The organism is Bradyrhizobium sp. WSM2793, from assembly GCF_000379585.1.
Classification (GTDB): Bacteria; Pseudomonadota; Alphaproteobacteria; order Rhizobiales; family Xanthobacteraceae; genus Bradyrhizobium.
The window spans coordinates 31,624-56,622 of the sequence record NZ_KB902774.1 but is presented as its reverse complement, the minus strand read 5'-3'; the positions used below and the strand labels follow the sequence as shown (position 1 = coordinate 56,622).

Here is a 24,999-nt window from a genome sequence, read left to right as displayed (position 1 = left end):
GTCTGGCGTTTCGGCTCCTGCGCAGGGTTCCCATAAAGGCAGCGAGCTTGGCGAATAAAAGGCAGATGCGAGTGGGGTGACCGGCAGTGCCGGCCAAAGTTTGGGCGCGTGAGTGCCTTCCGGCAATGTTCGGGCAATGTTGGTTCGATGGCGCACGCCTTGTGCGCGCCGGGAGCATCTTGGGGCGGTGGTTGTCGCCTTGCAATCTTGGGGCAATTTTGCCGGACCACATGCTGGAGCTCCAACCACACGAGTCGACCAGGCCAGGAAGGCCGGTCCGGGGCCCCGTAATGAAGCATTTTGACGACGCCGCTCTTCGCCTCACGGTGAATGTGCGGCTCACGACCACCTTGCTCGCCGCACTCGGCGCGATCATGGCGATCCCTCAATCCGCATCGGCGCAGACCGCGTTCACGCTGCCGGCGCCGCCGTTCGAGCTGCCGATGCTGCCTTCGCCCTCCGGCAATTGGACGGTCATGGTCGGAATCGGTGGTGAGTACACACCGGATTTCGTCGGATCGAAGAACGGCAAGCTCATGCCGATCCCGATCTTCTCCATCCGCCGCGCCGGATCGATCGACCAGTTTCGGGGCCCGCGCGACAGCGCCAGCATCGCGCTGCTCGACGTCGGCAATTTTCGCGCAGGGCCTGCGTTCAAATACGTCACCTCGCGCAAGGCCGACAAATATGCCGAGCTGACCGGCCTTGGCGACGTCAAGGCCGCCTACGAGCTTGGCGGCTTCGTCGAATATTATCCGGTCGACTGGCTCCGCCTGCGCAGCGAATTGCGCCAGGGCATGGGTGGCCATACCGGCACCGTCGCCGACATCTCCGCGGACGTCATCGTGCCGCTGATTCAAAGGCTGACGATCTCGGCCGGCCCGCGCTTCACCTGGAAGAGCACCAACGCGACCGCTCCCTATTTCGGCGTCGACGCCGCGCAGGCGCTGGCGTCGGGATTGCCGACCTACAACGCCAAAGGCGGCGCTCACTCGGTCGGCTTCGGCAGCCAGGTCTCTTATCGCATCAATCCGCAGTGGGAGGTCCATGCCTATGTCGAATACGAGAAGCTGCTCGGCGACGCCGCGGACAGTCCGCTGGTGAAGCTGCGGGGATCGTCGAACCAAACCACCGTCGGCATCGGAGCGTCCTACTCGTTCGATTTCAGGATTCGATGAGCCGCCATGCGCCGCATTGCTTTTCTATGGCTCGGCCTTGCAGCCGCTTGCGTCGCCCTCGGCGCCGCCGCTGCGTTCGAGACCCGCGCGAGCCGGATTCAGGCGATCAAGACGGTCGGCATCGTCTCCGCCATCGGCGAGGAGATGAGCCTTTCACAGGCAGGCCTTACGAAGCTCGGCTCCACCGGGCAAAGCGCCTCGATCAGTGCATGGGGACTGGACGAGCTGATCGTCCAGCAGGCGACCAGGCTGCTGGGCGCACGCTATCGCGTTCAGGCCGTCAACTACACCCGCGCCGCGTTCGCCGCGATCCGAGATTCGGCGGTTACGCCCGTCAATCTGCTGCGGAGCGATCCGTTCAAGGAGCTGGTTCGCACCGATGTCACGCCCCAGGGACTCGATGCGTACATCGTCATTACCCGCGCGAGATCGAAACTCGGAAATGGCCGCAACATCGAGGGTGTCGGGATCGCCGAATACCGGACGCTGCTTGCGGACTACGGCCTGATCCACGCGCTGTACGAGGTCCGCGTCATCGACGGCAAGACGTTCGACGTGATCGAAAAGCGGGCGGCCGCGCCGCTCGACAACACCGGGACCCTGAGGATCGCAGGCCCCAGCGGGCCGATCGACGGGACAATTGACGGTCCGGCTTCGAGCGAACGGCTGCGCGCGGCGATTGCGGATCTCATCACGCGCAGCCTGCCTGTCACGCTGGATGACATGCACCTGATCGGTGGTCAGTGAAGCCGGCTGGCGGCCTCAGGTCACCGGCGCGGGGTTGAACAGCGTCAGATCGTTGTGGATGCCCCAGCGGTCCGACCATGGCTTGGTGCGGCCGGAGGCGACGTCGAGGATGAGACGGAACAGGTCCCAGCCGGTCTCCTCGATGGTCTTCTCGCCGGTGGCGATGCGGCCTGCGTCGAAGTCGATCAGGTCTTTCCAGCGGCGGGCAAGCTCGCTGCGGGTCGCGACCTTGATCACGGGTGCGGCCGCAAGGCCGTAGGGCGTGCCGCGGCCGGTGGTGAACACCTGCAGCGTCATGCCGGAGGCGAGCTGGAGCGTGCCGCAGATGAAATCGGAGGCGGGGGTTGCCGCGAACAGCATGCCCTTCTGCGTCGCCTTCTCGCCGGGCGAGAGCACGCCGGTGATGGCGCTTGATCCGGACTTGACGATCGAGCCGAGTGACTTCTCGACGATGTTGGCGAGGCCGCCCTTCTTGTTGCCGGGCGTGGTGTTGGCGCTGCGATCGGCACCGCCTCGCGCGAGATAGGAATCGTACCAGGCCATCTCGCGCACCAGCGCGCGGCCGACGTCCGCGTTGATGGCACGGCGGGTGAGCAGCTGGATGGCATCGCGCACCTCGGTCACTTCCGAGAACATCACGGTGGCGCCGGCGCGCACCAGGAGGTCCGCGGCGAAGCCGACGGCAGGATTGGCGGTGACGCCAGAGAAGGCGTCGCTGCCGCCGCATTGCAGGCCGATCACCAGATCGGACGCCGGGCAGGTCTCGCGGGTGCGCGTGTTGAGGATTTTCAGCCGCGCCTCCGCCTGGGTCATGATCGCGTCGACGATTGCGCCAAAGCCGTCGAAGGCTTCGTCCTGCATCCGCACGATGGCATCGCTGACGCCTTCCGGCACCAGCCGCTCCGGTGCGAGCTTCTCGCAGCCAAGGCCGACGACCAGGATCTCGCCGCCGAAATTCGGGTTCAGCGCGATGTTCTGCAGCGTGCGGATCGGTACCACCGCGTCGGGTGCGGTGATCGCGACGCCGCAGCCATAGGCGTGCGTCAGCGGCACGACGTCGTCGACGTTGGGGTATTTCGGCAGCAGCTCGGCGCGGATGCGCTTCACCGCGTATTCCATCGTGCCCTTGACGCATTGCACGGAGGAGGAGATGCCGAGGATGTTCTTGGTGCCGACCGATCCGTCCGGATTGCGATAACCTTCGAACGTAAAGCCTTCGAGCGGGGGCAGCGGCGCGGGGACGGCGGTCGAGATTTCGAGCTTGTCGAGGTCGGGGGCATCCGGCATGCGAATGCGCGCCTCGTCGACCCATTCGCCGGCCAGGATCGGCGAGAGCGCGTAGCCGATCACCTCGCCATACCGGACGATCGGCTGATCTTGCGCGATGTCGACCAGCGCCGTCTTGTGCCCCTGCGGCACGAAGGCGCGCAGCGTCAGGCCGCTGGCAAAGCGGGAGCCGGCGGGAAGCCCGAAATCATTGACCACGATTGCGACATTGTCGCGCTCGTTGAGCTTGATGTAGCGGGGCTGCTCTTTCGCTGCGACGTCCTGGTCCATGGGAGGACTCCGTCTTGTAGGGCGGGTTAGCCGAAGGCGAAACCCGCCACTTCTTTCGATGCTGAAGATAGGAGGCGGGTTACGCTTTGCTAACCCGCCCTACGATCGTGCATCAGCCCGGGAACGTATAAGCCGTCTTCACCGTGGTGTAGAACTCGCGCGCGTAGGAGCCCTGCTCGCGGGCGCCGTAGCTCGAGCCCTTCCGGCCGCCGAACGGCACGTGATAGTCGACGCCGGCGGTCGGCAGATTGACCATCACAATGCCGGACTCGCTGTTGCGCTTGTAGTGCGAGGCGTATTTCAGGCTGGTGGTGCAGATGCCCGAGGCGAGGCCGAACTCGGTGTCGTTGGAGATCGCCAGCGCTTCCTCGTAGTTCTTGGCGCGGATGACGGCGGCGACCGGGCCAAAAATCTCCTCACGCGCGATGCGCATGTTGTTGTTGGCCTCGGTGAACAGCGCCGGCTGCAGGTAGTGGCCGGGCGTCTCGCGCTTGAGCAGCTCGCCGCCGAAGGACAGCTTGGCACCCTCGTCCTGGCCGATCTTGATGTAGCGCAGGTCCTGGTCGAGCTGGCTCTGGTCCACGACAGGGCCGATATGCACGCCGGCCTTGAGCGCGTCGTCGACCGACAGCCCGTTCAGGCGCTCGGCCACCGCCGCGACGAAGCGGTCATGGATGCCTTCGGTGACGATCAGGCGGGAAGAGGCGGTGCAGCGCTGGCCGGTCGAGAAATAGGCGCCGTTGACGGCGACTTCGACGGCGGTCTTGAGGTCGGCGTCGTCGAGAACGACCAGCGGATTCTTGCCGCCCATCTCGAGCTGGAACTTCTTCATCGGGTTCGAGAGCACGCAGGCCTGCGCGATCTTGCGTCCGGTTTGCACCGAGCCGGTGAAGGAGATCGCGGCCACATCGGGGTGGTCGAGCAGGGTCTGGCCGACGACGGAGCCGGAGCCAACCACGAGGTTGAACACGCCGGCGGGAATGCCGGAGCGGGTGATGATTTCGGCCAGCGCGTGACCCGAGCCCGGCACCAGCTCGGCCGGCTTGAACACCACGGTGTTGCCGTAGCAGAGCGCAGGCGCGATCTTCCAGGCCGGGATCGCGATCGGGAAATTCCAGGGCGTGATCATGCCGACGACGCCGACCGGCTCACGGGTGAGCTCGACGTCGAGGCCGGGACGCACGGAGGCGCCCTTTTCGCCGATCAGGCGCAGCGCCTCGCCGGCGAAGAACGCAAAGATCTGGCCGGCACGCGCGACCTCGCCGATGCCCTCAGGCAGCGTCTTGCCTTCCTCGCGCGCGAGCAGGCGGCCGAGCTCTTCCTTGCGGGCGAGGATCTCGAGGGAAATCTTGTTCAGCGCGTCGAAGCGCGCCTGCGGCGTCGACTGCGCCCAGGCGGGGAAGGCGGCCTTGGCGGCGGCGATCGCCTTCTCGGTCTGCGCCTTGTCGGCCTTGGCGTATTCGCCGACGACGTCGTTGGTGTTGGAGGGGTTGATGTTCTTGGTGACGCCGGAGCCATCGACCCATTCGCCGCCGATGAAGTTCTTCAGGATCGCAGTCATCTTTTCCTCCGAGGAAGTATTTTAACGCACGAGGCACGGACGCTTGTCGTCAAAGGTCCAGCCGGGGATCAGGTCCTGCATGGCAATAGCGTCATCGCGGGCACCGAGTCCATGCTGCTTGTAGAGGTCATGCGCCGCGTCGATAGCGGCCCTGTCGATTTCGATACCCAGGCCCGGGCTATCAGGGACGGCAATCTTGCCGCCCTTGATCCGGAGCGGCTCCCTGGTGAGCGCCTGGCCGTCCTGCCAGATCCAATGGGTATCGATCGCGGTGACCTTGCCGGGGGCGGCGGCGCCGACATGGGTGAACATGGCCAGCGAAATGTCAAAATGGTTGTTGGAATGCGAGCCCCAGGTCAGGCCGTTGTCACGGCAGGTTTGGGCCACCCGCACCGAGCCCTGCATGGTCCAGAAATGGGGATCGGCCAGCGGAATGTCCACCGCGCCCAGGCGCAGCGCATGGGAGAGCTGCCGCCAGTCGGTGGCGATCATGTTGGTCGCGGTCGGCAAGCCGGTGGCGCGGCGGAACTCGGCCATGATCTCGCGGCCGGAAAAGCCGCCTTCCGCGCCGCAGGGGTCCTCGGCATAGGCGAGGATGCCGTGCATGTCCTTGCAGAGGCTGATCGCCTCGTCGAGCGACCAGGCGCCGTTGGGATCGAGCGTCACGCGCGCGTTCGGAAAACGCTTTGCGATCGCGGTGACGGCCTCGATCTCCTGCTCGCCGCGCAGCACGCCACCTTTCAGCTTGAAGTCGGCGAAGCCGTAATGGTCGTGGGTGGCTTCCGCGAGCCGCACCACGGTCTCCGGCGTCATCGCTTCCTGATGGCGAAGGTCGAACCATTCGGGCTTGCCGGTTTCGCCGCTGACGTAGTCGAGCCTGGACTTGCGGCGATCGCCGACGAAGAAGAGATAGCCGAGCGTCTCGACGCTCTTGCGTTGCTGGCCTTCGCCGAGCAGCGCGGCGACGGGCAAGTTGAGATGCTGGCCAAGCAGATCGAGCAGCGCGGATTCGATCGCGGTGACCGCGTGGATCATGACGCGAAGATCGAAAGTCTGCTTGCCGCGGCCGCCGGCGTCGCGGTCGGCGAAGGCGGTGCGGACGTCGGCGAGGATGTTGTTGAGCGCGCCGACGGTCTTGCCGATCACGAGATTGCGGGCATCCTGGAGCGTCTGCCAGATCTTCTGCCCGCCCGGCACCTCGCCGACGCCGGTGTGGCCGGCATTGTCGGTGAGGATGACGATGTTGCGGGTAAAGAACGGCGCATGTGCGCCGCTCAGGTTGAGGAGCATGCTGTCGCGGCCCGCGACCGGGATCACCTGCATCGCCGTGACGACAGGCGCACCGGAGATTTCAATCTGGGCCATCGCTCGCTCCTCGCTGTTGTTGTCCTATTCTGCCGCCTGTTGTGTCGATCGGATGGCGGGCAGATTCTTCACCAGCGCGGTCACTTCCGCGATCTCCTGCTCGGTGAGGTCGGTGAGCGGCGGGCGGACCGGGCCGGAATCGCGGCCGATCACCTTCATGCCGGCCTTGATGATCGAGACGGCATAGCCCTTCTTGCGGTTGCGGATCGCGATCAGCGGCAGGATGAAGTCCTTCAGCCCGGCCTGGATCGTGGCGTGGTCACGCTTGCGCACCGCGGCGTAGAAGTTGGTGGCGAATTCCGGCACAAAATTGAACACGGCCGAGGAATAGGTCGTCACGCCCATGTCGAGATAGGGCAGCGCGAAGGTCTCGGCGGTCGGCAGGCCGCCGACATAGGTGAGACGATCGCCGAGCTTGGTGTAGACGCGGGTCATCAGCTCGATGTCGCCGATGCCGTCCTTGTAGCCGACGAGGTTCGGGCAGCGCTCGGCAAGGCGCGCGAGCGTGTCGGGCTGCAGGATCGCGTTGTCGCGGTTGTAGACGATGACGCCGATCTTCACGGCGGCGCAGACCGCCTCGACATGGGCGGCAAGGCCCTCCTGCTCGGAGTGGGTGAGGTAGGGCGGCAGCAGCAGCAGGCCGTCCGCGCCGGCCTTCTCCGCGCCGATTGCGATCTCGCGGGCGATCGCGGTGCCATAGCCGGTGCCGGCGAGCACGGGCACGCGGCCCTTGGTCTCGTCGACGGCGACCTTGACGACTTCAGGGACCTCGGTCGGCGTCAGCGAGAAGAATTCGCCGGTGCCGCCGGCGGCGAACAGGCCTGCGACATCATAGCCGCACAGCCAGTCCATGTTGGCGCGATAGGTCGCCTCGTCGAAGGAGTAGTCAGCCTTGAAGGGCGTGACGGGGAAAGACAGGAGGCCAGATCCGATCTTCTGGGCCATTTCCTGCGGGGTCATCTTGCTCATGGGCGCGGCTCCCTCATTGCGTGTTGTGGAGGACGCAAGCAGAAGGCTGCGCGTCCATGCGCCGTGGTTTAGGAGACCGTTCGATGCGGGTCCAAGCCAAAGCCTATATCGACCGATGCGAAATCAGCATCAATCTTCCGCGGGCTCCGCAGAGGCCAGTTCGCCGGCGATTTTGACCAGCGCCGACAGCAGCGGATTCTCGTCGTCGCGGCGCCAGACCATGAACAGCTCGACGGGGACGCGCGTGCGCAGCTTCAGCGGGCGCAGGCGCACGTCGGAAATCTTCAGGCTGGCTGCCGCCGCCGGCACGATGGCAAGACCGAGGCCGGCGCGCACCATGGCGAGGATCGAGTGGATCTGGCTGAGATGCTGGACGTAGCGCGGCAGCACGTCCGCGCGGGTGAACAGCGCCACCAGGAGATCGTGGAAGTAGCGGCTCTCATAGGGCGAGTACATCACGAAGGGCTGGTCGTCGAAATCCTTGATGGTGATGCTGTCGGCATTGGCCAGCGGATGCTTCTTCGGGATCGCGGCGAGCAGGGGCTCGGCGACGACACGGCGGCTGGTGAGCTCGGGCCGCGCGATCGGCGGCCTGAGCAGGCCGGCGTCGATCTGGCCCGACGTCAGCGCCTCGAACTGGTCGCCCGACACCATCTCCTTCAGCGAGAAATCCACCTCGGGCAGTTTGGCGCGGCAGGCCGCGACCAGTTCGGGCAGGAAGCCATAGGCCGCTGCCGCGGTGAAGCCGATCTTCAGCGAGCCGGTCTTGCCGAGCGCGATGCGGCGGGCGACTTGCGAGGCGCTTTCGGCGAGCTTGAGGATGCGCCGCGCCTCCGGCAGGAAGCTACGCCCGGCCGGCGTCAGGCGCACCGAGCGGCTGGTGCGCTCGAGCAGCGGCGCATCGATGATGTGCTCGAGCACCTGGATCTGCCGGGACAGTGGCGGCTGGGTCATGTTCAGCCGCGTCGCGGCGCGGCCAAAATGCAGTTCCTCCGCCACCGTGACGAAACAGCGGAGCTGGTTGAGGTCGAACATCGATACATGCCTTAGATGGATAAGGCGTTTCCCCGGTACTTCTAGCATCGATCATCCCCAAAACAAAGACGGCGGCTTTTTGGGCCGCCGTTGAGTTGCCTGGTCAAGCTCCCATCGGGAGCCCTCAGGAGGAACGTTTGAGCGTCACCCGCTCGATCTTGCCGACGATGACGAGATAGGCGAACGCCGCCACCAGCGCGTTGAGGCCCACGAACACCAGCGCGCCGTTGAACGAGCCGGTCGCGGCGAGGATGTAGCCGATCACGATCGGCGTGGTGATCGAGGACAAATTGCCGAAGGTGTTGAACAGGCCGCCGGAGACGCCGCCGGCTTCCTTTGGCGAGGTGTCGGAGACGACCGCCCAGCCGAGCGCACCGATGCCCTTGCCGAAGAAGGCGAGCGCCATGAAGCCGACCACCAGCGCCTGTCCGTCGACATAGTTGCAGGCGATGATCGACATCGACAGCAGCATGCCGCCGACGATCGGGATCTTGCGCGCCATGGTCAGCGAGCCGGTCCGGCGCAGGATCGCATCGGAAATGATGCCGCCGAGCACGCCGCCGATGAAGCCGCACAGCGCCGGCAGCGTCGCGACGAAGCCGGCTTGCAGGATCGACAGGCCGCGCTCCTTGACCAGGTAGACCGGGAACCAGGTCAGGAAGAAATAGGTCAGCGTGTTGATGCAATACTGGCCGAGATAGACGCCGAGCATCATGCGGTTGGAGAGCAGCTGGCGGATGTGGTCCCAGCCGGAGCCGGCCTCTTGCGCACGCTCGCGCAACTGATCGTTCTTGGGCGCGTCGAGATCGACCAGCGCGCCGCCTTCCTTGATGTAGTCGAACTCGGCATCGTTGATCGAAGGATGCTCCTTCGGGCCGTAAATGGTCTTGAGCCAGACGAAGCCCATGACGATGCCGAGCGCGCCCATCACGAAGAACACGAAGCGCCAGCCATAGGCATGCGCGATCCAGCCCATCAGCGGCGCGAAGATCACGGTGGCGAAATACTGTCCCGAGTTGAAGAAGGCCGACGCGGTGCCGCGCTCGTTGCCCGGAAACCACGCCGCGACGATGCGGGCGTTGGCGGGGAAGGAGGGCGCTTCCGCGACGCCGACAAGGAGGCGGAGCGCGAACAGCACGACAACAGCCGTGCCGGCGCTGAGGAAGCCAACCCAGCCCTGCATCAGCGTGAACAGCGACCAGACGATGATGCTGAAGGCATAGACGAGGCGCGAGCCATAGCGGTCGAGCAGCCAGCCGCCCGGGACCTGCGCCGCGACATAGGACCAGCCGAACGCCGAGAAGATCCAGCCCATGGCGACGGGATCGAGATGCAGCTCCTTGGACAGCGCGGGGCCTGCGATCGACAGCGTGGCGCGGTCGGCATAATTGACGGTGGTGACCAGGAACAACATGGTCACGATGAACAGCCTGACGCGAGACCTTCTCACGTCCGCTGCGGACACCACTGCGCTCATCAGGCGCCTCCTCAAGTCGAAATGTTTCCTCGATCCGACTCCTAGAGGCGCGCGCGGCAAAGTGTCCAAGCTCAAGGGGGTATCGATCGATACCGTTTTTGGATTGATGAAACGGTAGGTAGCGGGGAACGATGCTGGCGCGGAGTGAATGTGCGAGCGATGGCGATGTGCGAGCACCAAGCACTCCGCTGTCGTTCCGCGCGAAAGCGGGGGATCCAGTACGCCGCAGCCTCGATTCAAGACTGCCGTCGCGGCGTACTGGATCGCCCGGTCAAGCCGGGCTGCGACACCGAGGTGCGAGGACGTTGCGCGTAGCCCGCATGAGCGAAGCGATATGCGGGAGATGGCTCCGGATGTCGCTGCGCTCATCCGGGCTACGACTCGCAAAAGGAGTCTTCGCGCGCGCTACTGCTTTGCGCTCGGCAACAGCTGCGGCAGAAATCCGCGCGTGACGCCCGGCGGCACGGCATCGAGCCCGAGCACGGCGCTCGCGGCCGGCAGCGCCGCATCCGCCATCGCCGCATGCCCTTCCGCGCTCGGATGCACCGCGCCGCCATAAACGGCGGAGAGCACGCCCCAGGTGGCGTCGTGGATGTCAGTCGGCTGGCTCGCCGCCGGCAATCCCTGCGGATAGGTCATCGCGGCAAAATAGCTGTCATTGGCGTCACGGATCCAGCGCGCGCGGGGCAAATAGGCGCGGTATTCCGAGGCGCCGCGGCCGCACAGCATCGGCTGGCTCGCCGCGCTCACGATGTCTGGATTGAAGCTCTGGCCGTTCTCGGCAAAGCAGCTGCGGTCGAATTCGGGGTCGTTGCCGGAATGGGCGCAGAAGCCGTGATCGGCGAACGCCGCCTGATGCGCATCGACGAAGGTCATGCGGTCGGCTTCGGGATCGCGGCACAGCGCGCCGCGGGTGCAGGTGGCGAGCCCCTTCAGCTGCGGCAAGAACTCGGTGTCGACGAAGGTCGAGACGCGGGCAAGACGCTGCGGATCGGCGTTGAAGGCCGGATGGATGTCGAAGCCGGCCCGGCCGCCGCGGCAGGGCACGCCGCCGTCGGCGAGCGCGGGGTTGGCGTAGGAGACATAGACGACATGCGAGAGGTCGCCGCCGACCAGCGGCTTGAGCGCCTCGCGCAGCTTGACGAAGTTCTGCGGCAGTTCGCGCGCCAGCGCATCGCGGGAATCGTCGACGCTCGCCATCACGCCGGAGCGGCGGAACAGCGCGCGCTCGGTCGCGGTCTCGACGATCACGTCGGCAACGAGACCGGAGAAATAGACGTCGTTGGCGCCGACAGAGAGCAGCACGAGGTCGAGCGTGCGGTCGGGCTGGCGTTTCTTCGCCGCGGTGAGCGCCTCGCGCAACTCGGCGACTTGCGCGTTCACGCTGGTGTTGCAGACACCGGTCTTGCCGGGCGGGCATTCGCGGGCGCGCTGCGAGCCGAGCAGGCCGTCGCCGATGCTGGCACCGGTGCAGGCGAGCGGCAGGTAGGTCACTGCGATGTGGGTGTAGCGCACCGCGAGTGCGAGGGCGGTGCGCGTCTGGTAGCTGTAGAGCGAGCGGTGGCAGGGCGAGTTGAACCAGAGCGCGCTGTAGCGCTGCCAGTTGGCCAGCGTGTCCGGCGCCTCGCAGGCGCGGCCGCCTTTGAAGCCGTGGCGGCTCGGCCGGTAGTACTGCGCGCCGGCGGTGCCCAGATAGGAGCGGAAGCAAAACCCTTCGTCCGACAGCGCCAGCGGCCGGTCCGGATTGCCTTCGCCGGAGGCGATGCTGTCCCCGAGGCCGGCGACGAAGATGTCGCGGACCTGGATCTCGGTCTGGACGCGCTGGGTGGGATCGGAGCCGGAGGAGACGTCGACGGTCGCGACCGTCTGCTTGCCGTAGCGGACGCGCAAATTGATCGGCTCGGCGCAGTCGAAGGTCGATTGTTGCGGCCCGTCGCCGTCGTCGAACGACCAGGCGCAGGTGGCGCCGACCGGCACCGCGCCAACGAGGCGGACGGTGACGGGGTGATCGATCGGGGTGAGGTAGTTTTCCTTGGTGTTGTCGCGGGTGCAGGGCTGGTTGACCCGGCCCTGGAGGTCGATGCAGAGCCGGTTGACCATGTTGCGGGCCCAGCCGCGGCCTTCGCTCTGGAGCTCCAGCGATTGCTCGGCGGCTAGGATGCTGCGGTTGCGGGCGTTCTCGACATGGAGCAGGAAGTCGCGCTCCTCGCGGAACAGCCGGAAGCGGTTACGCACCTCCCAATTGATCTGCAGGGCGCCGGTGTCCTGAGCGCTAGCGCGCTCGGGCGGCATGGCCGTCAGAATCCCGGCAAGCAACAGGGCGCCTGCGGAAAGGGTACGAAGGAATACAGGGATCATGGCCCGCGTCTTCAACGGCAAAGTTGAGGCGGAAATAAGAGAGCATTGCTCCGCCGCCCGCAACCCCGCCGGGTCCAGATCGTGGCCTACCGCTTGTTGGCCTGGCGCAGTATCCGCTCGCGCTCCATCGGCGTCACCTGCTTGGGCAGATTGGCCTGCGCGCAGGCCTCCGCCAGCCGCCGCCGCTCCTGCCAGGGCTCGACCACGTTCATCCAGAGCTCGCGCGTGCCCATGATCGAGATGGCAAGGCCGAACGGGATCACGAAATAGAGAAGGCGGAACACCAGCAGCGTCGCCAGAAGTTGCTCGCGGCCGAATTCGGGCAGCGCCAGCAGCATGGCGGCATCGAACACGCCGATCGAGCCGGGGGCATGGCTGGCGAAGCCGAGCAGCGTCGCCAGGATGAACACCACCGCCAGCGACATGAAGTCGATCGGCGGATTGGCCGGCATCAGCAGGTACATCGCTGTGGCGCAGAAGCCGAGATCGACCACCCCGATCAGGATCTGGACCAGCGTCAGCGGCGCCGACGGCAGCACCACCTTCCAGCCCTTCTGGCCGAGCTCGCGCCGCTTCTCGCCCATGCAGAGCCAGACCAGATAGGCACCGATCGAGGCGAGGCCGCCGAGCGCGATCAGCCGATTGATCGAGGAGGGGAGCTGATCCATCGAGGACGCCGCATCCGGATGGATCGCCATGCCGATCGAGAGCACGAAGATGTTACCGAGCCAGAAGGTCAGGCCCGACAGGAAGCAGATCTTGGCGACGTCGATCGCGTTCAGCCCGTAGTCCGAATAGATCCGGAAGCGGATCGCGCCGCCGGTGAAGACCGTGGCGCCGATGTTGTGGCCGATCGAATAGGACGTGAAGCTGGAGAGCGCCGCAATGCGGTACGGCACGTGCTTCTTGCCGATCGTTCGCAGTGCAAAAAAATCGTAGAAGGTCAGCGTACAGAACGCAAAGAACACGCAGATCGCCGCCAGCCCGATGCTCCCGCGGGGAATCTCGGTTAACGCGGTCAGGATGACCCCGGTATCGATGCCCTTGAGGGTTCGCACCAGCGAGGTGATCGCGAAGGCGATGATGAAGACGCTCGCGGCTACTCCGAGCCGTCGCCAGCCGATCCATCTCTTGAAGCCGCGTTGCAGCGCGGGCAGCAGTCCGTGCATTCATCCTCCCGGCGGGGGGCAAGACCGACCAGGCCAGACATTGGCCAGTCGGGTACGATCACGGCCAAAAGCAGGCATCGATCGCGGGGCATGATCCAGCTCATTTAAGGCAAAAACACCGGCTTGTGCAGCCCTTGACAACAATTGGTTCTGCGTCGGACCGGTCACTTTTGTCATACGCGGTTCACATCGGCGGCGCGTTAAGCATATGAGTCGTGAAACCGGTTCGGCCCCGCGCGTTTCGTATGCCGACACCATTTCAGATGCCGGTGCCGTCCGCATTGTTCCAGCGCAAGCCATCTTGGTCTTTTTGGAACGTCGATGCCGCGTGTCCGTTGGGCCCCATCAGCAACCGAACATGGCGGAATAAGCGGCTTTTCGTGCAAGCCGCTGCCTTCGTGTTCCACAAAACCGAAGAGGACGGAACGATGGGACTGTTCACAAAAGACATCAAGACCATGAACGACCTGTTCGTGCACCAGCTCCAGGACATCTATTACGCCGAGCAGCAGCTGACCAAGGCGCTGCCGAAGATGGCCAGTAAGGCCACCGATCCGCAGCTGAAGCAGGGCTTTTTGACGCACCTTGAAGAAACCAAGCAGCACGTCGCGCGGCTCGAAGAAGTGTTCAAGATGCACGGCGTCCCCGTGAAGGCGGTCGATTGTCCGGCGATCGACGGCATCATCGAGGAGGCCGACGAGACCGCCAGCGAGGTCGCCGACAAGGCGGTGCTCGATGCCGCCCTGATCAACGCGGCGCAGGCCGCCGAACATTACGAGATCGTACGCTACGGCAGCCTGATCGCCTGGGCCAAGCAGCTCGGCCGCAATGACTGCGCGACCGTGCTCGCCAAGACACTTGAGGAGGAGAAGGCGACCGACAAAAAGCTGACCACGCTCGCCGAGAGCAAGGTCAATCTGCGCGCGGCGAGCTGATGAAGGTAAAGCGACGGGCGCGCCGCGCGGCTATCCGTGCGGCGCTCTCGCCACATATGCTCTGTCATCGCCCGCCTAGTGCGCGATTGCGCACAGGGGCGGGCGATCCAGTATTCCAGGACAATAATGGGATACGGAGAAGACGCGGCGTACTGGAATCCCCGCATGCGCCGGGCACGACACCGCTTGTAAGGCGAGTGCCCGCAGCATCCATCCTTCGTCCATTATCGAAACATGCCTGCGCAATGAGAGCATATATTTCGCATGGGGCTGCAATCGAGGTGCAGCATGCGAGCCACCGCCATCAAGCATGAAATCTTTCAGGACAGGACCGGCGCGTCGCGCGCCGGTTCGCCTCTTGCGACCTCGCTCACGCTGGCCGCGATGAGCCTTGGCTACGGCGTGGTGCAGCTCGACGTCACCATCGTCAACACCGCGCTCGATGCGATGGGCCGGACGCTCGGCGGCGGTGTCGCCGAACTGCAATGGGTGGTCAGCGCCTACACCATCGCGTTTGCCGCCTTCATCCTGACGGCAGGCGCGCTGGGCGACCGCATCGGCGCCAAGCGCGTCTTCATGGCGGGGTTCGCCATCTTCACCGCGGCTTCGCTCGCCTGCGCGCTGTCGCCCAATGCCGCCGTGCTGATCGCAGCGCGGCTGGTGCAGGGGCTGGCGGCGGCGATCCTGGTGCCGAATTCCCTCGCGCTGCTCAATCATGCCTATCCGGACGAGCGAGCGCGCGGCCGTGCCGTCGCGGTCTGGGCTGCCGGCGCGAGCCTTGCGCTCACCGCGGGCCCCTTTGTCGGCGGCGCGCTGATCACGCTGGTCGGCTGGCGTGCGATCTTCCTGGTCAATCTGCCGATTGGGCTCGCCGGCCTGTGGCTGAGCTGGCGCTACGCCAGCGAAACCACGCAGGCCCGCTCGCGCGAGATCGATCTGCCCGGCCAGCTTGCAGCGATCGGCGCATTGGGGGCGCTGGCCGGCGCGATCATCGAAGGCGGTGCGCTCGGGTGGGATCATCCGGCGGTGATTGCAGCCTTTGTCGGTGGCGCAGGTCTCGCCGCGCTCTTCATCTGGCGCGAGAGCCGCGCGGCGCAGCCGATGCTGCCGCTGTCGCTGTTCGGCCAGAGGCTGTTCGCGCTGACCTCGCTCGTCGGCCTGCTCGTCAATATCGCGATCTACGGCCTCATCTTCGTGCTCAGCCTGTACTTCCAGCGGATCAATGGGCTGTCGGCGTGGTGGACCGGGCTCGCCTTCGTGCCGATGATGGCGGCGGTGCTGCCGGTCAATCTGCTGGCGCCGCACCTCGCCGAGCGCATCGGCCCGTGCCCGACCATCGTGGTCGGTGCCAGCGTGTCGGCGCTCGGCTGTCTCGGTTTGCTGTGGATCGCGGCTGATACGAGCTATTGGATGATCTGCGCGCAGATGATCGCGATCAGCGGCGGACTTGGGCTGCTGGTTCCGCCGCTGACCTCGACCTTGCTGGGCGGTGTCGACAAGGCGCGCTCCGGCATCGCGGCCGGCGTCCTGAACGCGACGCGGCAAACCGGCAGCGTCCTCGGCGTCGCGCTGTTCGGCTCGCTGGTGGCCGCCGAGGGGGCGTTCATGGCGGGGCTGCATCTGTCGCTGGTCGTGTCCGCATCCGTCCTGCTGCTCGCTGCCATCGCGATCGGCCTGGGTGCGCCGGCGCGAGGATGAACAATCCGAGTGAATGGGCACATCTTCCGTTCACCATTGCCGCAACAGGCTCGTAGCCAGTTACCACCTGTCCACCTCTGTTGGTTCAACTGCGGGTCCATAGGGGCCCGCGATGTATCAAGTTCTCTACTGTCTCACCGAAGAGCACGATTGGCGGCTCGTCGCGCTAGGCGGCGCGGTGTGTCTGCTCGCCAGCGCGGCGGCGATCAGCCTGTTCCACCGGGCGCGCGCGACCAACGGTGTCGGACGCCTGGCCTGGCTCGGCCTCGACGCCGCCGTCAGCGGCTGCGGCATCTGGGCGACGCATTTCATCGCGATGCTCGCCTACGGGCCGGGCGGCGCCGGCGCCTACAACATCCCGGTGACGATCCTGTCGTTGATCTTTGCGATCTCCGTGACCTTCGTGGGGCTGAGCATCGCCGTATCGTCCTCGCGGGCGGTGTGGATCGTCCTCGGCGGTGCCATCGTCGGCACCGGGGTCGCGGCGATGCATTACACCGGCATGGCGGCGCTGGAGCTACCGGCGCGCGTGGACTGGATCGGAAGCACGGTCGCCGTTTCGGTGCTGTCAGGAATCGTCTTTGCGGCACTTGCACTGTTCGTGGCCGCGCGGCGCGACGACCTGTTCCATGCGCTGACCGCGACGGTCCTGCTGACCGTCGCCATCGTCGCGCATCATTTCACCGCCATGGGTGCGGTGCTGCTGACGCCTGATCCGACGCTCGCGATCGGCGGCCTGTCGATCCCGCCGGCCTCGCTGTCCTTCCTCACGGCCAGCGCCGCGGTCGCGATCATCGCGATCGCGCTGGTGGCTGCGCTGCTCGACCGCCGCGCCAAGGGCGAACTGGGCGCCCAGCAAATGGTGCTGGATACGGCGCTCGAGAACATGTCGCAGGGTCTGTGCATGTTCGATGCAGACGGCAAGATCATGCTGTTCAACGAGCGCTATGCCGCCATGCTCCGTCGCACCGACATCGCGCTGACCGGCCGCCTGCTGGTCGACGTGCTCAGGGAGGAGCAGGCCAAGGGCCAGTGGCAGGGCGATGCGGATCAATTCTTCGCCCGCCTCGTCGCCGACGCGCGCGAGGGGCGCACCACGACCGACATCGTCGGCCGGTTCGGCCGCTCCATCCGGGTGGTCAACCAGCCGATGCAGGGCGGCGGCTGGGTCGCGACCTTCGAGGACATCACCGAATGGCTCGAGGCGCAGGCCAAGATCTCGCACATGGCGCGCCATGACGCGCTGACCAGCCTGCCGAACCGCGTGCTGTTCCACGAGCAGCTCGAGCAGGGACTGCGGCGCACCAGGTCGGGCGATCAGCTCGCGGTGCTTTGTCTCGATCTCGATCACTTCAAGGACATCAACGACTCGCTCGGTCATCCCATCGGCGATGCGTTGCTGAGGGAGGTCGGCCGCAGGCTGACGGCCGCCGTCGGCGAGAGCGACACGGTGGCGCGACTGGGCGGCGACGAGTTCGCCGTGGTCCAGATCGGTCGTTCCGAGGAAACCGCTGCGAGATCGCTTGCCGGCCGCCTCGTCGAGGTCATCTCGGCGCCCTACGAGATCGACGACCATCAGATCGTGATCGGCGTCTCGATCGGCATCTCGCTGTCGCCGCAGGACGGCAGCGATCCGAGCGAATTGTTGAAGAACGCCGACCTCGCGCTCTACCGCGCCAAGGCGGATGGCCGCGGCACCTATCGCTTCTTCGAGACCGGCATGGATGCGCGCGCGCAGGCGCGGCGCCTCCTGGAAATGGACCTGCGCGCGGCGGTACAGCGCGACGAGTTCGAGGTGTATTACCAGCCGATCCGCGACGTCGCCAGCGGCCGCGTCGTCGCCTTCGAGGCGCTGCTGCGCTGGAACCATCCGCAGCGTGGCCTGATCGCACCCATCGACTTCATCCCGCTGGCCGAGGAGACCGGACTGATCGTCCAGCTCGGCGAATTCGTGCTGCGCTCGGCCTGCATCGATGCGGCGAGCTGGCCTGATGATGTCGACCTCGCCGTCAACCTGTCGCCGGTGCAGTTCAAGAATCCGAACCTGATCGCATCCGTGATCGCGGCCCTGGCTGCCTCGGGACTCGACGCGCGCCGTCTCGAGCTCGAGATCACCGAATCCGTGCTGCTGCAGAACAGCGAGGCGACGCTGACCACGTTGCACGAACTGCGCGCCATGGGCGTGCGCATCTCGCTCGACGATTTCGGCACCGGCTATTCGTCGCTGAGCTATCTGCGCAGCTTTCCGTTCGACAAGATCAAGATCGACCGCTCCTTCGTGTCTGAGCTGGCGACGCGCGAGGATTCCATGGCGATCATCCGCGCCGTGACCGGGCTCGGCCGCAGCCTCGGCATCGTCACCACCGCGGAAGGCGTCGAGAACGACACGCAGCTCGAGCTGCTCAGGCGAGGGCTGCACCCAGGCGCAGGGCTATCTGTTCAGCAAGCCGCGGCCCGCCTCCGACGTGGCGGCGATGCTCAACCGCCCGCGGCTGCTGGCCTCGGCTTGAGGGAGACTATTGTTTGAGCATGATCTATTCGGAAAACCGCTTCGCACTTTTCTGGATCATGCTCTAGCCTCGGCGCAATGCGAAATGCGCGCCGCAAAATGCCATGACGGCGCCGAGGCACAGCGCGGCGAGCCCGGCCAGCACGCCCGCGACGGTCGGGATCGGGCTCGGCGCCGAGGCCACCTGGCCGGCACCCGCGAGCAGCAGCACGCCGACCGCGATCAGGAACTGCCGCATCCGTTGCGGGATCTGGCCGGAGACCGCGCTCTGCATCAACGTTGCCGTGAAATAGCCGCCGGAGAAGCCGACGGTCGCGATCAGCCACCACGCGATCGCCGCGCCTGCCGGGATGAACTCATGCGTATCGGAGCGCCAGAGACCGCCGAGGTCGAGCCCATAGCGCGCCCCCAGCATGTGCACCGCGAGCGCGAGCAGCACGCCTGATATCACGGCGGCGCCGAGAATCAGGCGGCGCGGAAAAAAGGTCGTCTCAGCCATGCCTCGCTTGTAGGATGGGCGAGGGCGATCGCGCAAGCGGATCGCGGCCGGGATGGGGCGGACAGGATTGATTGAGGGGATGCAGGGGTCGGAAGCTGAGGCCACGCCGGTCACGAGCTATGCTTACAAGGCGTCGCTGATCGGCTCGGCGCATCGCTTCGAGCTGACGGAGCAGGGGCTGTCCTGGCACATCGGCGGCCGCACCTCGCTCTGGCCTTACGACGAGATCAGCGCGATCCGGCTGTCATTCCGCCCGGTGTCGATGCAGCAGCACCGCTTTCGCGCCGATGTCACTCACAACAGCGGCCGCCGCATCGCGATCCTGTCGACGAGCTGGCAGACCGCGGCGCTGATGGCGCCGCAGGACAACGGCTTTCGCGCGTTCATCCTCGCGCTGCACGCGCGGATGGCGAAGGCGGGCAGCCGCGCGGTGCTGACGGCAGGGCTCGGCCGCACCGCCTATGCCGCGGTGCTGGCATTCCTGGCGGTGCTGACGGTGGCGATGGCGGGCCTGTTGATCCGCGCCCTCGTGAGCGGCGAGTTCGCCGGCGCGCTTTTCATCCTCGGCTTTGCCGCGCTGTTCGCCTGGCAGGTCGGCGGCTTCGTCCGGCGCAACCAGCCGCAGCGATACAGCTTCGATCAGGTGCCGAAGGCCTTGCTGCCCTAGACCGAGGGCTACGACCAATCGCTACTCAGTCGAGTCGAAATCCTCTTCCTTGGTGCCGAGCAGCGAGACGATCGTGCGCAGGCCGGAATCGAGCTGCTCGAAGGTGGGCGGCGCGAGCGCGAGGCGCACCGCGTTCGGTGCATGGCCGTGGGCGATCGCGAAGGTGGAGGACGGCGTCAGCGCGATGCCGCGCCGGGCCGCGGCCGCGACGAAGGTCTGCGAGCGCCAGTGTGGCGGCAGCGTCAGCCAGAGATGGTAGGAGCGCGGATCGGCGGCGTGCTGGTAGCCCGCGAGCAGCCTTGCCGCGGTCTGCTGCCGGCGCGCCGCATCGATGCGTTTCAGCCGCGTCAATTCCGCGACGGTGCCGTCGGCCATCAGCCGTTGCCCGGCCGCCAGCGCATGGCCCGATGCGATCCAGCCGCCGGTGCGCACCGCGCTCATCACGCTTTCGCGCAAGTGCGGCGGTGCCACGAGGATGCCGAGCGCAAGGCCCGGCGCGACCTTCTTGGACAGACTGTCGAGCACGATGCAGCGGTCCGGCCCGAGCGCGGCGAGCGGCGTGTCGTCGGCGAGGAAGCCGTAGACGGCGTCCTCGATGATGGTGAGGTCGAGCTTTTCGGCGACGCGCATGATGTCGGCGCGGCGCGTCGCGTTCATGGTGACGCCGAGCGGGTTCTGGATGATGGGCTGCAGATACAGCGCCGACAGGTGCGCTTCGCGATGCGCCTTCTGGATCGCATCGGGACGTACGCCGAATTCGTCCATGGGAATCGGGACCAGCGTGATGCCGAGCCGCGCCGCGATGCTCTTGACGTAAGGGTAGGTCAGCGCCTCGACACCGCAGCGGCCGCCGGTGGGCACCAGCGCCGCGAGCGCGGCTGCGAGCGATTGCTTGCCGTTGGCGGTGAAGACGATCTGCTCGGCCTGCGGCGCGAAATCCTTGCGCGCGAGATAGGCGGCGGCCGCGTTGCGCGCGCTCTTGGTGCCGGTGCTCGTCGAGACGCGCAGCGCGGATTCGAGCGCGTCGACGCGCTCCAGCCCTGCGAGGCTCTTGGCGATCATCGCCCATTGCTGCGGCAATAGCGGATAATTGACCTCGAAATCGATCCGCGCATCGCGCGGCTCGCTCAACGCCTCGACCTCGCGCCTGATGTCGCCGGAGATGAAGGTGCCGCGGCCGACCTCGCCGACGACGAGCCCGCGGCGGAGCAACTCCGTATAAACCCGGCTCGCGGTCGAGACCGCAATGCCGCGGTCATAGGCAAAATTGCGCTGGGGCGGCAGCCGATCGCCGGGCCTTAACGTGCCGTTAGAGATATCCGAGGCAATGGCATCGGCAAGCTTCACGTACTCGAACTTGGACATTATTGCACCGAGAGCAATGTTTTACTTGCTCCGAGCAGTGTACTGGAGCATTTAAGTTCCATCAAGTTCCACGATTGAGCCGAGGAGAGCGAGAGCAATCCGACGGCAAATGAGGTGCAGGCGCTGAATGCGTCGGCGCCAACGGCACCTGCTTCGCCGCGCGGGACACCAGGCCGGAGAAGAAACATGACCACGATCTCGCAAACTGCAGGGCGGAGTTTACGCCCATCCTCGACGGGCGGATTTTTTGCAACGCTCGCCCAAGGCGCCTATGCGCTGTTCAACCGCCTCGAGCGCCGCTCCGCGGTCAAGACCTTGAACGAGCTCGATGACCGTGCCCTGCGCGACATCGGGATCACGCGCAGCCAGATCGAGGACGCCGTCTACGGGCAGGTCAAGGCCGAGCTGACGCGGTATCTGTAAGCCTCTCGTGTCCCGGACGGGCCGCAACGCGCAAGCGTTGCTGCGCGGAGCCGGGACCCAGGAAGCCGCGCAGTCGCTGATACATGGGCCCCGGCTCTGCAGCGCACCGTCGAAGCTGCGCTGCGCTGCGTCCGGGGCACGAGAGCGGTGTTTGGCGAACAGTTCTAACTCAAGCCATCCCGACTCTTTCCGCATCGACACTATCTGTCCCGTCATCCTGAGGTGCGAGGCATGCGATGCGAACGCATCGCATGCTGAGCCTCGAAGGATGAGTGGCCGAGATGCAGCCGGGCCGTCGCCCTTCGAGGCTTGCACTGCGACGCTGTCGCGCCGCAGTGCGCGCACCTCCAGCGACAACGGCTTCGCCGTTGCGCGGGGGTGACGGGGATGGCTTGGTAGTCGCGGCATGTATCGATTCATTTTCGAACAACAGACACAGCTTCGCATCCTCGCGGCTCATTTCGCCCGAGCTGTGCTTCATCGCTTCGCCCTCAATTGAAAGAGGGCGCAGGGAAGACCGGGCGCCGGCTGGCACCCGCGGTCCACTGTGCGAAATCTGCGTAACAAGAAGCTGCACAGCGGCATACAGGTGTAGCCAGGACATCCCGGCCTTCCCTGCGCAGAGGAAAATAAATCTCCGTATGGAATCGTAGAGACCGGTGTGGAATAGCCAACCCGTTGATCCGACAAAACTTCCTGCCATATTGTGCCATAGGCTTCCCTCCGCATTACCACACACCATTGGGACAAAACCGGGGACACACATGGCACGCAAGGTCCGCAACAGCGCCCTCGAAAGCCGCAGCGCTCGTTTGAAAATGCAGGTTCGTCGCAAGCCGTATCCCGGCCCATCGCTTGCCCGAGGCGTCTCGCTGCTCTATCGGCGTAATCGCACCAATGGCGCATGGGTGGTGAAATCGAGCAACGGTCATGGTGCCTACTGGACCAAGCGCATCGCCGATGCCGACGACTTCGCTGACTCTGACGGCAAAGACGTCATGACGTTCTTCCAGGCGCAGGACGCCGCGAAACGTTTGGCGTGCGGCGATCATGGGACCGGCGATAATGCACCCGTCACCGTGGACGGCGCTCTGACGGCCTATGAAGCCGATCTCAAAGCGCGCAGCGCCAACCCCTACAACGCACAATGGCCACGAGTGCACCTCACATCCGTCCTGCTCGCCAAGCCTGTCGCACTGCTCACTTCGAACGAGTTGCAGAAATGGCGCGACGGCCTGCTGACCAAGATCGCGCCTTCGACAATCAATCGGCTCTGCGGCTGCCTGTGCGCGGCGCTGGAGGTGGCTGCACAGCACGACCAGCGCATTCAGAATAAGCGCGCGTGGGACGTTGGTCTCGCCGGCCTGCCGGATGCACAGGAAGCCCGCAACGTCGTCCTCTCTGATCAGAAAGTGCGGGAATTCGTCGTCACCGCCTATGGGCTGGATGACAAGTTGGGGCTGCTGACTGATATGTTGGCGATCACAGGCGCGCGGCCAAGCCAAGCTGTGCGCCTGCGCGTTGCCGATCTGCACGCCCATCCAGTGCGGCCGAAACTGTCGATGCCGAAATCAGCCAAGGGCGGCGGACGCAATCGTGCCAAGAAGAAAGTCGAGCGCTACAGCGTGCCCATCACGGCGCAGCTCGCGACCAAGCTGAAAGAGACGGCGAAAGGTCGCGATGGCGATGCGCCGCTGCTGTTACAGAGCGACGGAAGCCCCTGGGGCGATAATCCTGGCCAGACCTATCACCGCCAGATCGACAAGATCGTCACAGCGATCGGACTCGACCCTGCCGTTGTGACGATCTACGCCCTGAGACATTCGAGCATCGTGCGAATGCTCTTGCAGAACATTCCGATCAGACTGGTCGCATCGCTGCATAACACCAGCGTCGCGATGATCGAGCGAACCTACTCGAAGTTCATCACCGAGCACGGCGATGACATCTCTCGCAAGGCGCTGCTCCAAAGTGAGCCGGCAAGCAGCAACAATATCGTTGCGCTGGCGAGTTGACGGGCGAGCTTTTTCGTCGGTTGATGAATAACGTTGTCCTCGAACGTGTTCTCCAACGGTTGCCCTCCAACAGCTACCCACTAACGTCGGCTGGTACCAAACAATAGTTGTTGGCGCCTCTAGCCGGCGACGCCGGACTGTGGGTCGACTTGCGCCAATTTGATCACCGAAGTTTCATGAGCCGCGTGGCAACGCGCTGCGGCTCTCTGCGTTATTGAGCCAGCAAATTCGGAAGCGTCAGCGCCAGTTATGCCTAAGAGTGACAACGCATCGGCCGGTCGCCGGCCACGACACGGAGCATCGAAGCTTGCTTCAGGACGCCACCGTCCCACTCGCGCGAAAAGCGTCGTGCCATTTACTGCTCTCTCCGAAGCAGAATGGCGGGCAATTCGTTCGACTTGCACTCATACGTCCCAGGGCATCGATTTGCGCAGAGAGATCGACAAGATCGGTCAAGCTTTTTGGGCGGCGCGGGCCACCAGGGAGATGTGGATTAAAAAATTGCACGGGAAAAAACCGGCAAAGCAGCGGGAAAAAATCTATAAGGCATTGATGTCAGTGCGCCAGTCCCAGAAGGCGTTGGCGGGAGTGCTGGCGGACGGCCTGCTGGATGATGACTTTGTCCACCCCGATTTCGAGACGCCGGAGAACCGACTTGATGCGTGGCTTTCCGATTACGATTTGTGGGTTCAGCCGTTCGCCGGCAAGAATGACCCTATCAAGGCAGAACTGGAAACGCGATTGATGGACCTGTGGAAGAAGTCTGGCGGGACGCTGCGCTGGTCGAGGAAGAAGGACGATGCCGGCACGCCCTATGCTCCTGTTGTCGATTTTCTAACGCTCACGCTCAAGGCCATCCTCGGTAAGGAGTTCACGCCATCTGGCGTTGCTAAAATGATCGTCCGCCATCGAGGACAACGCCAGGGATATAATCCCTGGCTCATGTACGCGATGCATGTGCGAATCACCGAGAAATCCTGATGGCTGGCGGAGTCTGCCGCGACGGGGGCCGAGGGCGAGCGTCGCATCGTGCGACAAGAGCCTGGAGCCGCTGCGCTATTGGCGACTTCCCCTATCAATCCTGAACTAACATCCATCGTAGCACTCTACGAAGCAGATAGACTGCGCTCTATTGCCTCCTACACGCCACCACACGAGTAGGAGCAGACAAACCTATGGCCCGCCCTGAAGTCACCGGCCGGAAGACCGCACCGCGCGACGTCGCGGACGACGCAGATGCGTTTACAGTGAAGGAATTCTGCGCGCGCCACCGCATCTCCGTGCAGCTCTTCTACAAGAACCGCAAGCAGATGCCGCGCACGATCAATGTCGGCACGCGCGTCCTGATCAGCAAGGAAGCGGCGGCCGCGTGGCGCCACAAGCGCGAGCGGGCGGCCTGATCCGAAAACGCGAAGGCCCGCCGCGTTCAGCGGCGGGGCCTTTAGTTTCCGTAAAACCAAGTGAGCGCTTGG

The 24,999-nt window shown here is 65.2% G+C and carries 19 protein-coding genes and 1 pseudogene; 10 read left to right on the top strand and 10 right to left on the bottom strand.

What is annotated here, in order from left to right:
- Positions 1-290 precede the first annotated feature (290 nt).
- Together A3AS_RS0109380 and A3AS_RS0109375 are read left to right on the top strand one after the other, a co-directional pair.
- Positions 291-1,178, top strand: a complete 888-nt coding sequence (locus A3AS_RS0109380; protein WP_026201828.1) for a MipA/OmpV family protein — start codon at positions 291-293, stop codon at positions 1,176-1,178.
- 6 nt (positions 1,179-1,184) lie between these two features.
- On the top strand, positions 1,185-1,925 hold the full coding sequence (locus A3AS_RS0109375; protein WP_018317339.1) for a hypothetical protein: 741 nt from the start codon (positions 1,185-1,187) through the stop codon (positions 1,923-1,925).
- 15 nt (positions 1,926-1,940) lie between these two features.
- Here the strand turns inward: A3AS_RS0109375 and garD are convergent, their stop codons facing one another.
- From garD to A3AS_RS0109335, 8 genes are all read right to left on the bottom strand, one after another.
- Entirely contained in the window at positions 1,941-3,482 is a 1,542-nt protein-coding gene (gene garD, locus A3AS_RS0109370) for a galactarate dehydratase (protein ID WP_018317338.1), read from the bottom strand.
- A 112-nt stretch (positions 3,483-3,594) separates the two neighbouring features.
- On the bottom strand, positions 3,595-5,043 hold the full coding sequence (locus tag A3AS_RS0109365; protein ID WP_018317337.1) for an aldehyde dehydrogenase family protein: 1,449 nt from the start codon (positions 5,041-5,043) through the stop codon (positions 3,595-3,597).
- Positions 5,044-5,064: 21 nt separating this feature from the next.
- Positions 5,065-6,408: a glucarate dehydratase gene (gene gudD / locus A3AS_RS0109360; RefSeq protein ID WP_018317336.1), complete on the bottom strand. Its 1,344-nt coding sequence runs from the start codon at positions 6,406-6,408 to the stop codon at positions 5,065-5,067.
- A 24-nt stretch (positions 6,409-6,432) separates the two neighbouring features.
- Positions 6,433-7,377, bottom strand: coding sequence for a 5-dehydro-4-deoxyglucarate dehydratase (kdgD, locus tag A3AS_RS0109355; protein ID WP_018317335.1), 945 nt, complete (start codon positions 7,375-7,377; stop codon positions 6,433-6,435).
- 129 nt (positions 7,378-7,506) lie between these two features.
- Positions 7,507-8,412, bottom strand: a complete 906-nt coding sequence (locus tag A3AS_RS0109350) for a LysR substrate-binding domain-containing protein (RefSeq protein WP_018317334.1) — start codon at positions 8,410-8,412, stop codon at positions 7,507-7,509.
- 124 nt (positions 8,413-8,536) lie between these two features.
- Positions 8,537-9,889 (bottom strand): MFS transporter, encoded by a 1,353-nt coding sequence (locus A3AS_RS0109345; RefSeq protein ID WP_018317333.1) that lies wholly within the window; start codon positions 9,887-9,889, stop codon positions 8,537-8,539.
- 405 nt (positions 9,890-10,294) lie between these two features.
- Entirely contained in the window at positions 10,295-12,247 is a 1,953-nt protein-coding gene (locus A3AS_RS0109340) for a hypothetical protein (RefSeq protein WP_018317332.1), read from the bottom strand.
- An 86-nt stretch (positions 12,248-12,333) separates the two neighbouring features.
- Positions 12,334-13,416, bottom strand: coding sequence for a YbhN family protein (locus A3AS_RS0109335; RefSeq protein ID WP_018317331.1), 1,083 nt, complete (start codon positions 13,414-13,416; stop codon positions 12,334-12,336).
- A 428-nt stretch (positions 13,417-13,844) separates the two neighbouring features.
- On the opposite strand from A3AS_RS0109335, the gene A3AS_RS0109330 reads away from it, so the two are divergent.
- The 3 genes and pseudogenes from A3AS_RS0109330 (at position 13,845) to A3AS_RS0109320 (ending at position 18,559) form a co-directional block, all read left to right on the top strand.
- Positions 13,845-14,351: a ferritin-like domain-containing protein gene (locus tag A3AS_RS0109330; protein ID WP_026201827.1), complete on the top strand. Its 507-nt coding sequence runs from the start codon at positions 13,845-13,847 to the stop codon at positions 14,349-14,351.
- Positions 14,352-14,639: 288 nt separating this feature from the next.
- On the top strand, positions 14,640-16,049 hold the full coding sequence (locus A3AS_RS0109325; protein ID WP_018317329.1) for an MFS transporter: 1,410 nt from the start codon (positions 14,640-14,642) through the stop codon (positions 16,047-16,049).
- A gap of 112 nt (positions 16,050-16,161) precedes the next feature.
- Positions 16,162-18,559 (top strand): annotated as a pseudogene (locus tag A3AS_RS0109320) (EAL domain-containing protein).
- A 63-nt stretch (positions 18,560-18,622) separates the two neighbouring features.
- On the opposite strand, the gene A3AS_RS0109315 reads toward A3AS_RS0109320, so the two are convergent.
- Positions 18,623-19,057 carry a hypothetical protein gene (locus tag A3AS_RS0109315; RefSeq protein ID WP_018317328.1) on the bottom strand — a complete coding sequence of 145 codons (435 nt, stop codon included), beginning with the start codon at positions 19,055-19,057 and terminating at the stop codon, positions 18,623-18,625.
- Positions 19,058-19,136: 79 nt separating this feature from the next.
- Here A3AS_RS0109315 and A3AS_RS0109310 point away from each other — a divergent pair, with 79 nt between their 5' ends.
- Entirely contained in the window at positions 19,137-19,724 is a 588-nt protein-coding gene (locus tag A3AS_RS0109310; RefSeq protein WP_018317327.1) for a hypothetical protein, read from the top strand.
- Positions 19,725-19,745: 21 nt separating this feature from the next.
- On the opposite strand, the gene A3AS_RS0109305 is transcribed toward A3AS_RS0109310, so the two are convergent.
- On the bottom strand, positions 19,746-21,089 hold the full coding sequence (locus tag A3AS_RS0109305; RefSeq protein ID WP_018317326.1) for a PLP-dependent aminotransferase family protein: 1,344 nt from the start codon (positions 21,087-21,089) through the stop codon (positions 19,746-19,748).
- 186 nt (positions 21,090-21,275) lie between these two features.
- On the opposite strand from A3AS_RS0109305, the gene A3AS_RS0109300 reads away from it, so the two are divergent.
- The 4 genes from A3AS_RS0109300 (at position 21,276) to A3AS_RS0109285 (ending at position 24,927) form a co-directional block, all read left to right on the top strand.
- Entirely contained in the window at positions 21,276-21,512 is a 237-nt protein-coding gene (locus tag A3AS_RS0109300; RefSeq protein ID WP_026201826.1) for a DUF1127 domain-containing protein, read from the top strand.
- A gap of 764 nt (positions 21,513-22,276) precedes the next feature.
- A complete protein-coding gene (locus tag A3AS_RS0109295; protein WP_018317325.1) occupies positions 22,277-23,527 on the top strand; it encodes a site-specific integrase in 1,251 nt (416 codons plus the stop codon).
- A gap of 348 nt (positions 23,528-23,875) precedes the next feature.
- Positions 23,876-24,508 carry a hypothetical protein gene (locus A3AS_RS0109290; RefSeq protein ID WP_157644246.1) on the top strand — a complete coding sequence of 211 codons (633 nt, stop codon included), beginning with the start codon at positions 23,876-23,878 and terminating at the stop codon, positions 24,506-24,508.
- Positions 24,509-24,702: 194 nt separating this feature from the next.
- Positions 24,703-24,927 (top strand): hypothetical protein, encoded by a 225-nt coding sequence (locus A3AS_RS0109285; protein WP_018317323.1) that lies wholly within the window; start codon positions 24,703-24,705, stop codon positions 24,925-24,927.
- Positions 24,928-24,999: the final 72 nt, after the last annotated feature.

Excerpts from the sequence above, each read along its gene's own strand:
- A3AS_RS0109380 (WP_026201828.1), top strand. The coding sequence starts at position 291 with ATGAAGCATTTTGACGACGCCGCTCTTCGCCTCACGGTGAATGTGCGG.
- A3AS_RS0109375 (WP_018317339.1), top strand. The coding sequence starts at position 1,185 with ATGCGCCGCATTGCTTTTCTATGGCTCGGCCTTGCAGCCGCTTGCGTC.
- garD (WP_018317338.1), bottom strand. The coding sequence starts at position 3,482 with ATGGACCAGGACGTCGCAGCGAAAGAGCAGCCCCGCTACATCAAGCTC.
- A3AS_RS0109365 (WP_018317337.1), bottom strand. The coding sequence starts at position 5,043 with ATGACTGCGATCCTGAAGAACTTCATCGGCGGCGAATGGGTCGATGGC.
- gudD (WP_018317336.1), bottom strand. The coding sequence starts at position 6,408 with ATGGCCCAGATTGAAATCTCCGGTGCGCCTGTCGTCACGGCGATGCAG.
- kdgD (WP_018317335.1), bottom strand. The coding sequence starts at position 7,377 with ATGAGCAAGATGACCCCGCAGGAAATGGCCCAGAAGATCGGATCTGGC.
- A3AS_RS0109350 (WP_018317334.1), bottom strand. The coding sequence starts at position 8,412 with ATGTTCGACCTCAACCAGCTCCGCTGTTTCGTCACGGTGGCGGAGGAA.
- A3AS_RS0109345 (WP_018317333.1), bottom strand. The coding sequence starts at position 9,889 with ATGAGCGCAGTGGTGTCCGCAGCGGACGTGAGAAGGTCTCGCGTCAGG.
- A3AS_RS0109340 (WP_018317332.1), bottom strand. The coding sequence starts at position 12,247 with ATGATCCCTGTATTCCTTCGTACCCTTTCCGCAGGCGCCCTGTTGCTT.
- A3AS_RS0109335 (WP_018317331.1), bottom strand. The coding sequence starts at position 13,416 with ATGCACGGACTGCTGCCCGCGCTGCAACGCGGCTTCAAGAGATGGATC.
- A3AS_RS0109330 (WP_026201827.1), top strand. The coding sequence starts at position 13,845 with ATGGGACTGTTCACAAAAGACATCAAGACCATGAACGACCTGTTCGTG.
- A3AS_RS0109325 (WP_018317329.1), top strand. The coding sequence starts at position 14,640 with ATGCGAGCCACCGCCATCAAGCATGAAATCTTTCAGGACAGGACCGGC.
- A3AS_RS0109315 (WP_018317328.1), bottom strand. The coding sequence starts at position 19,057 with ATGGCTGAGACGACCTTTTTTCCGCGCCGCCTGATTCTCGGCGCCGCC.
- A3AS_RS0109310 (WP_018317327.1), top strand. The coding sequence starts at position 19,137 with ATGCAGGGGTCGGAAGCTGAGGCCACGCCGGTCACGAGCTATGCTTAC.
- A3AS_RS0109305 (WP_018317326.1), bottom strand. The coding sequence starts at position 21,089 with ATGTCCAAGTTCGAGTACGTGAAGCTTGCCGATGCCATTGCCTCGGAT.
- A3AS_RS0109300 (WP_026201826.1), top strand. The coding sequence starts at position 21,276 with ATGACCACGATCTCGCAAACTGCAGGGCGGAGTTTACGCCCATCCTCG.
- A3AS_RS0109295 (WP_018317325.1), top strand. The coding sequence starts at position 22,277 with ATGGCACGCAAGGTCCGCAACAGCGCCCTCGAAAGCCGCAGCGCTCGT.
- A3AS_RS0109285 (WP_018317323.1), top strand. The coding sequence starts at position 24,703 with ATGGCCCGCCCTGAAGTCACCGGCCGGAAGACCGCACCGCGCGACGTC.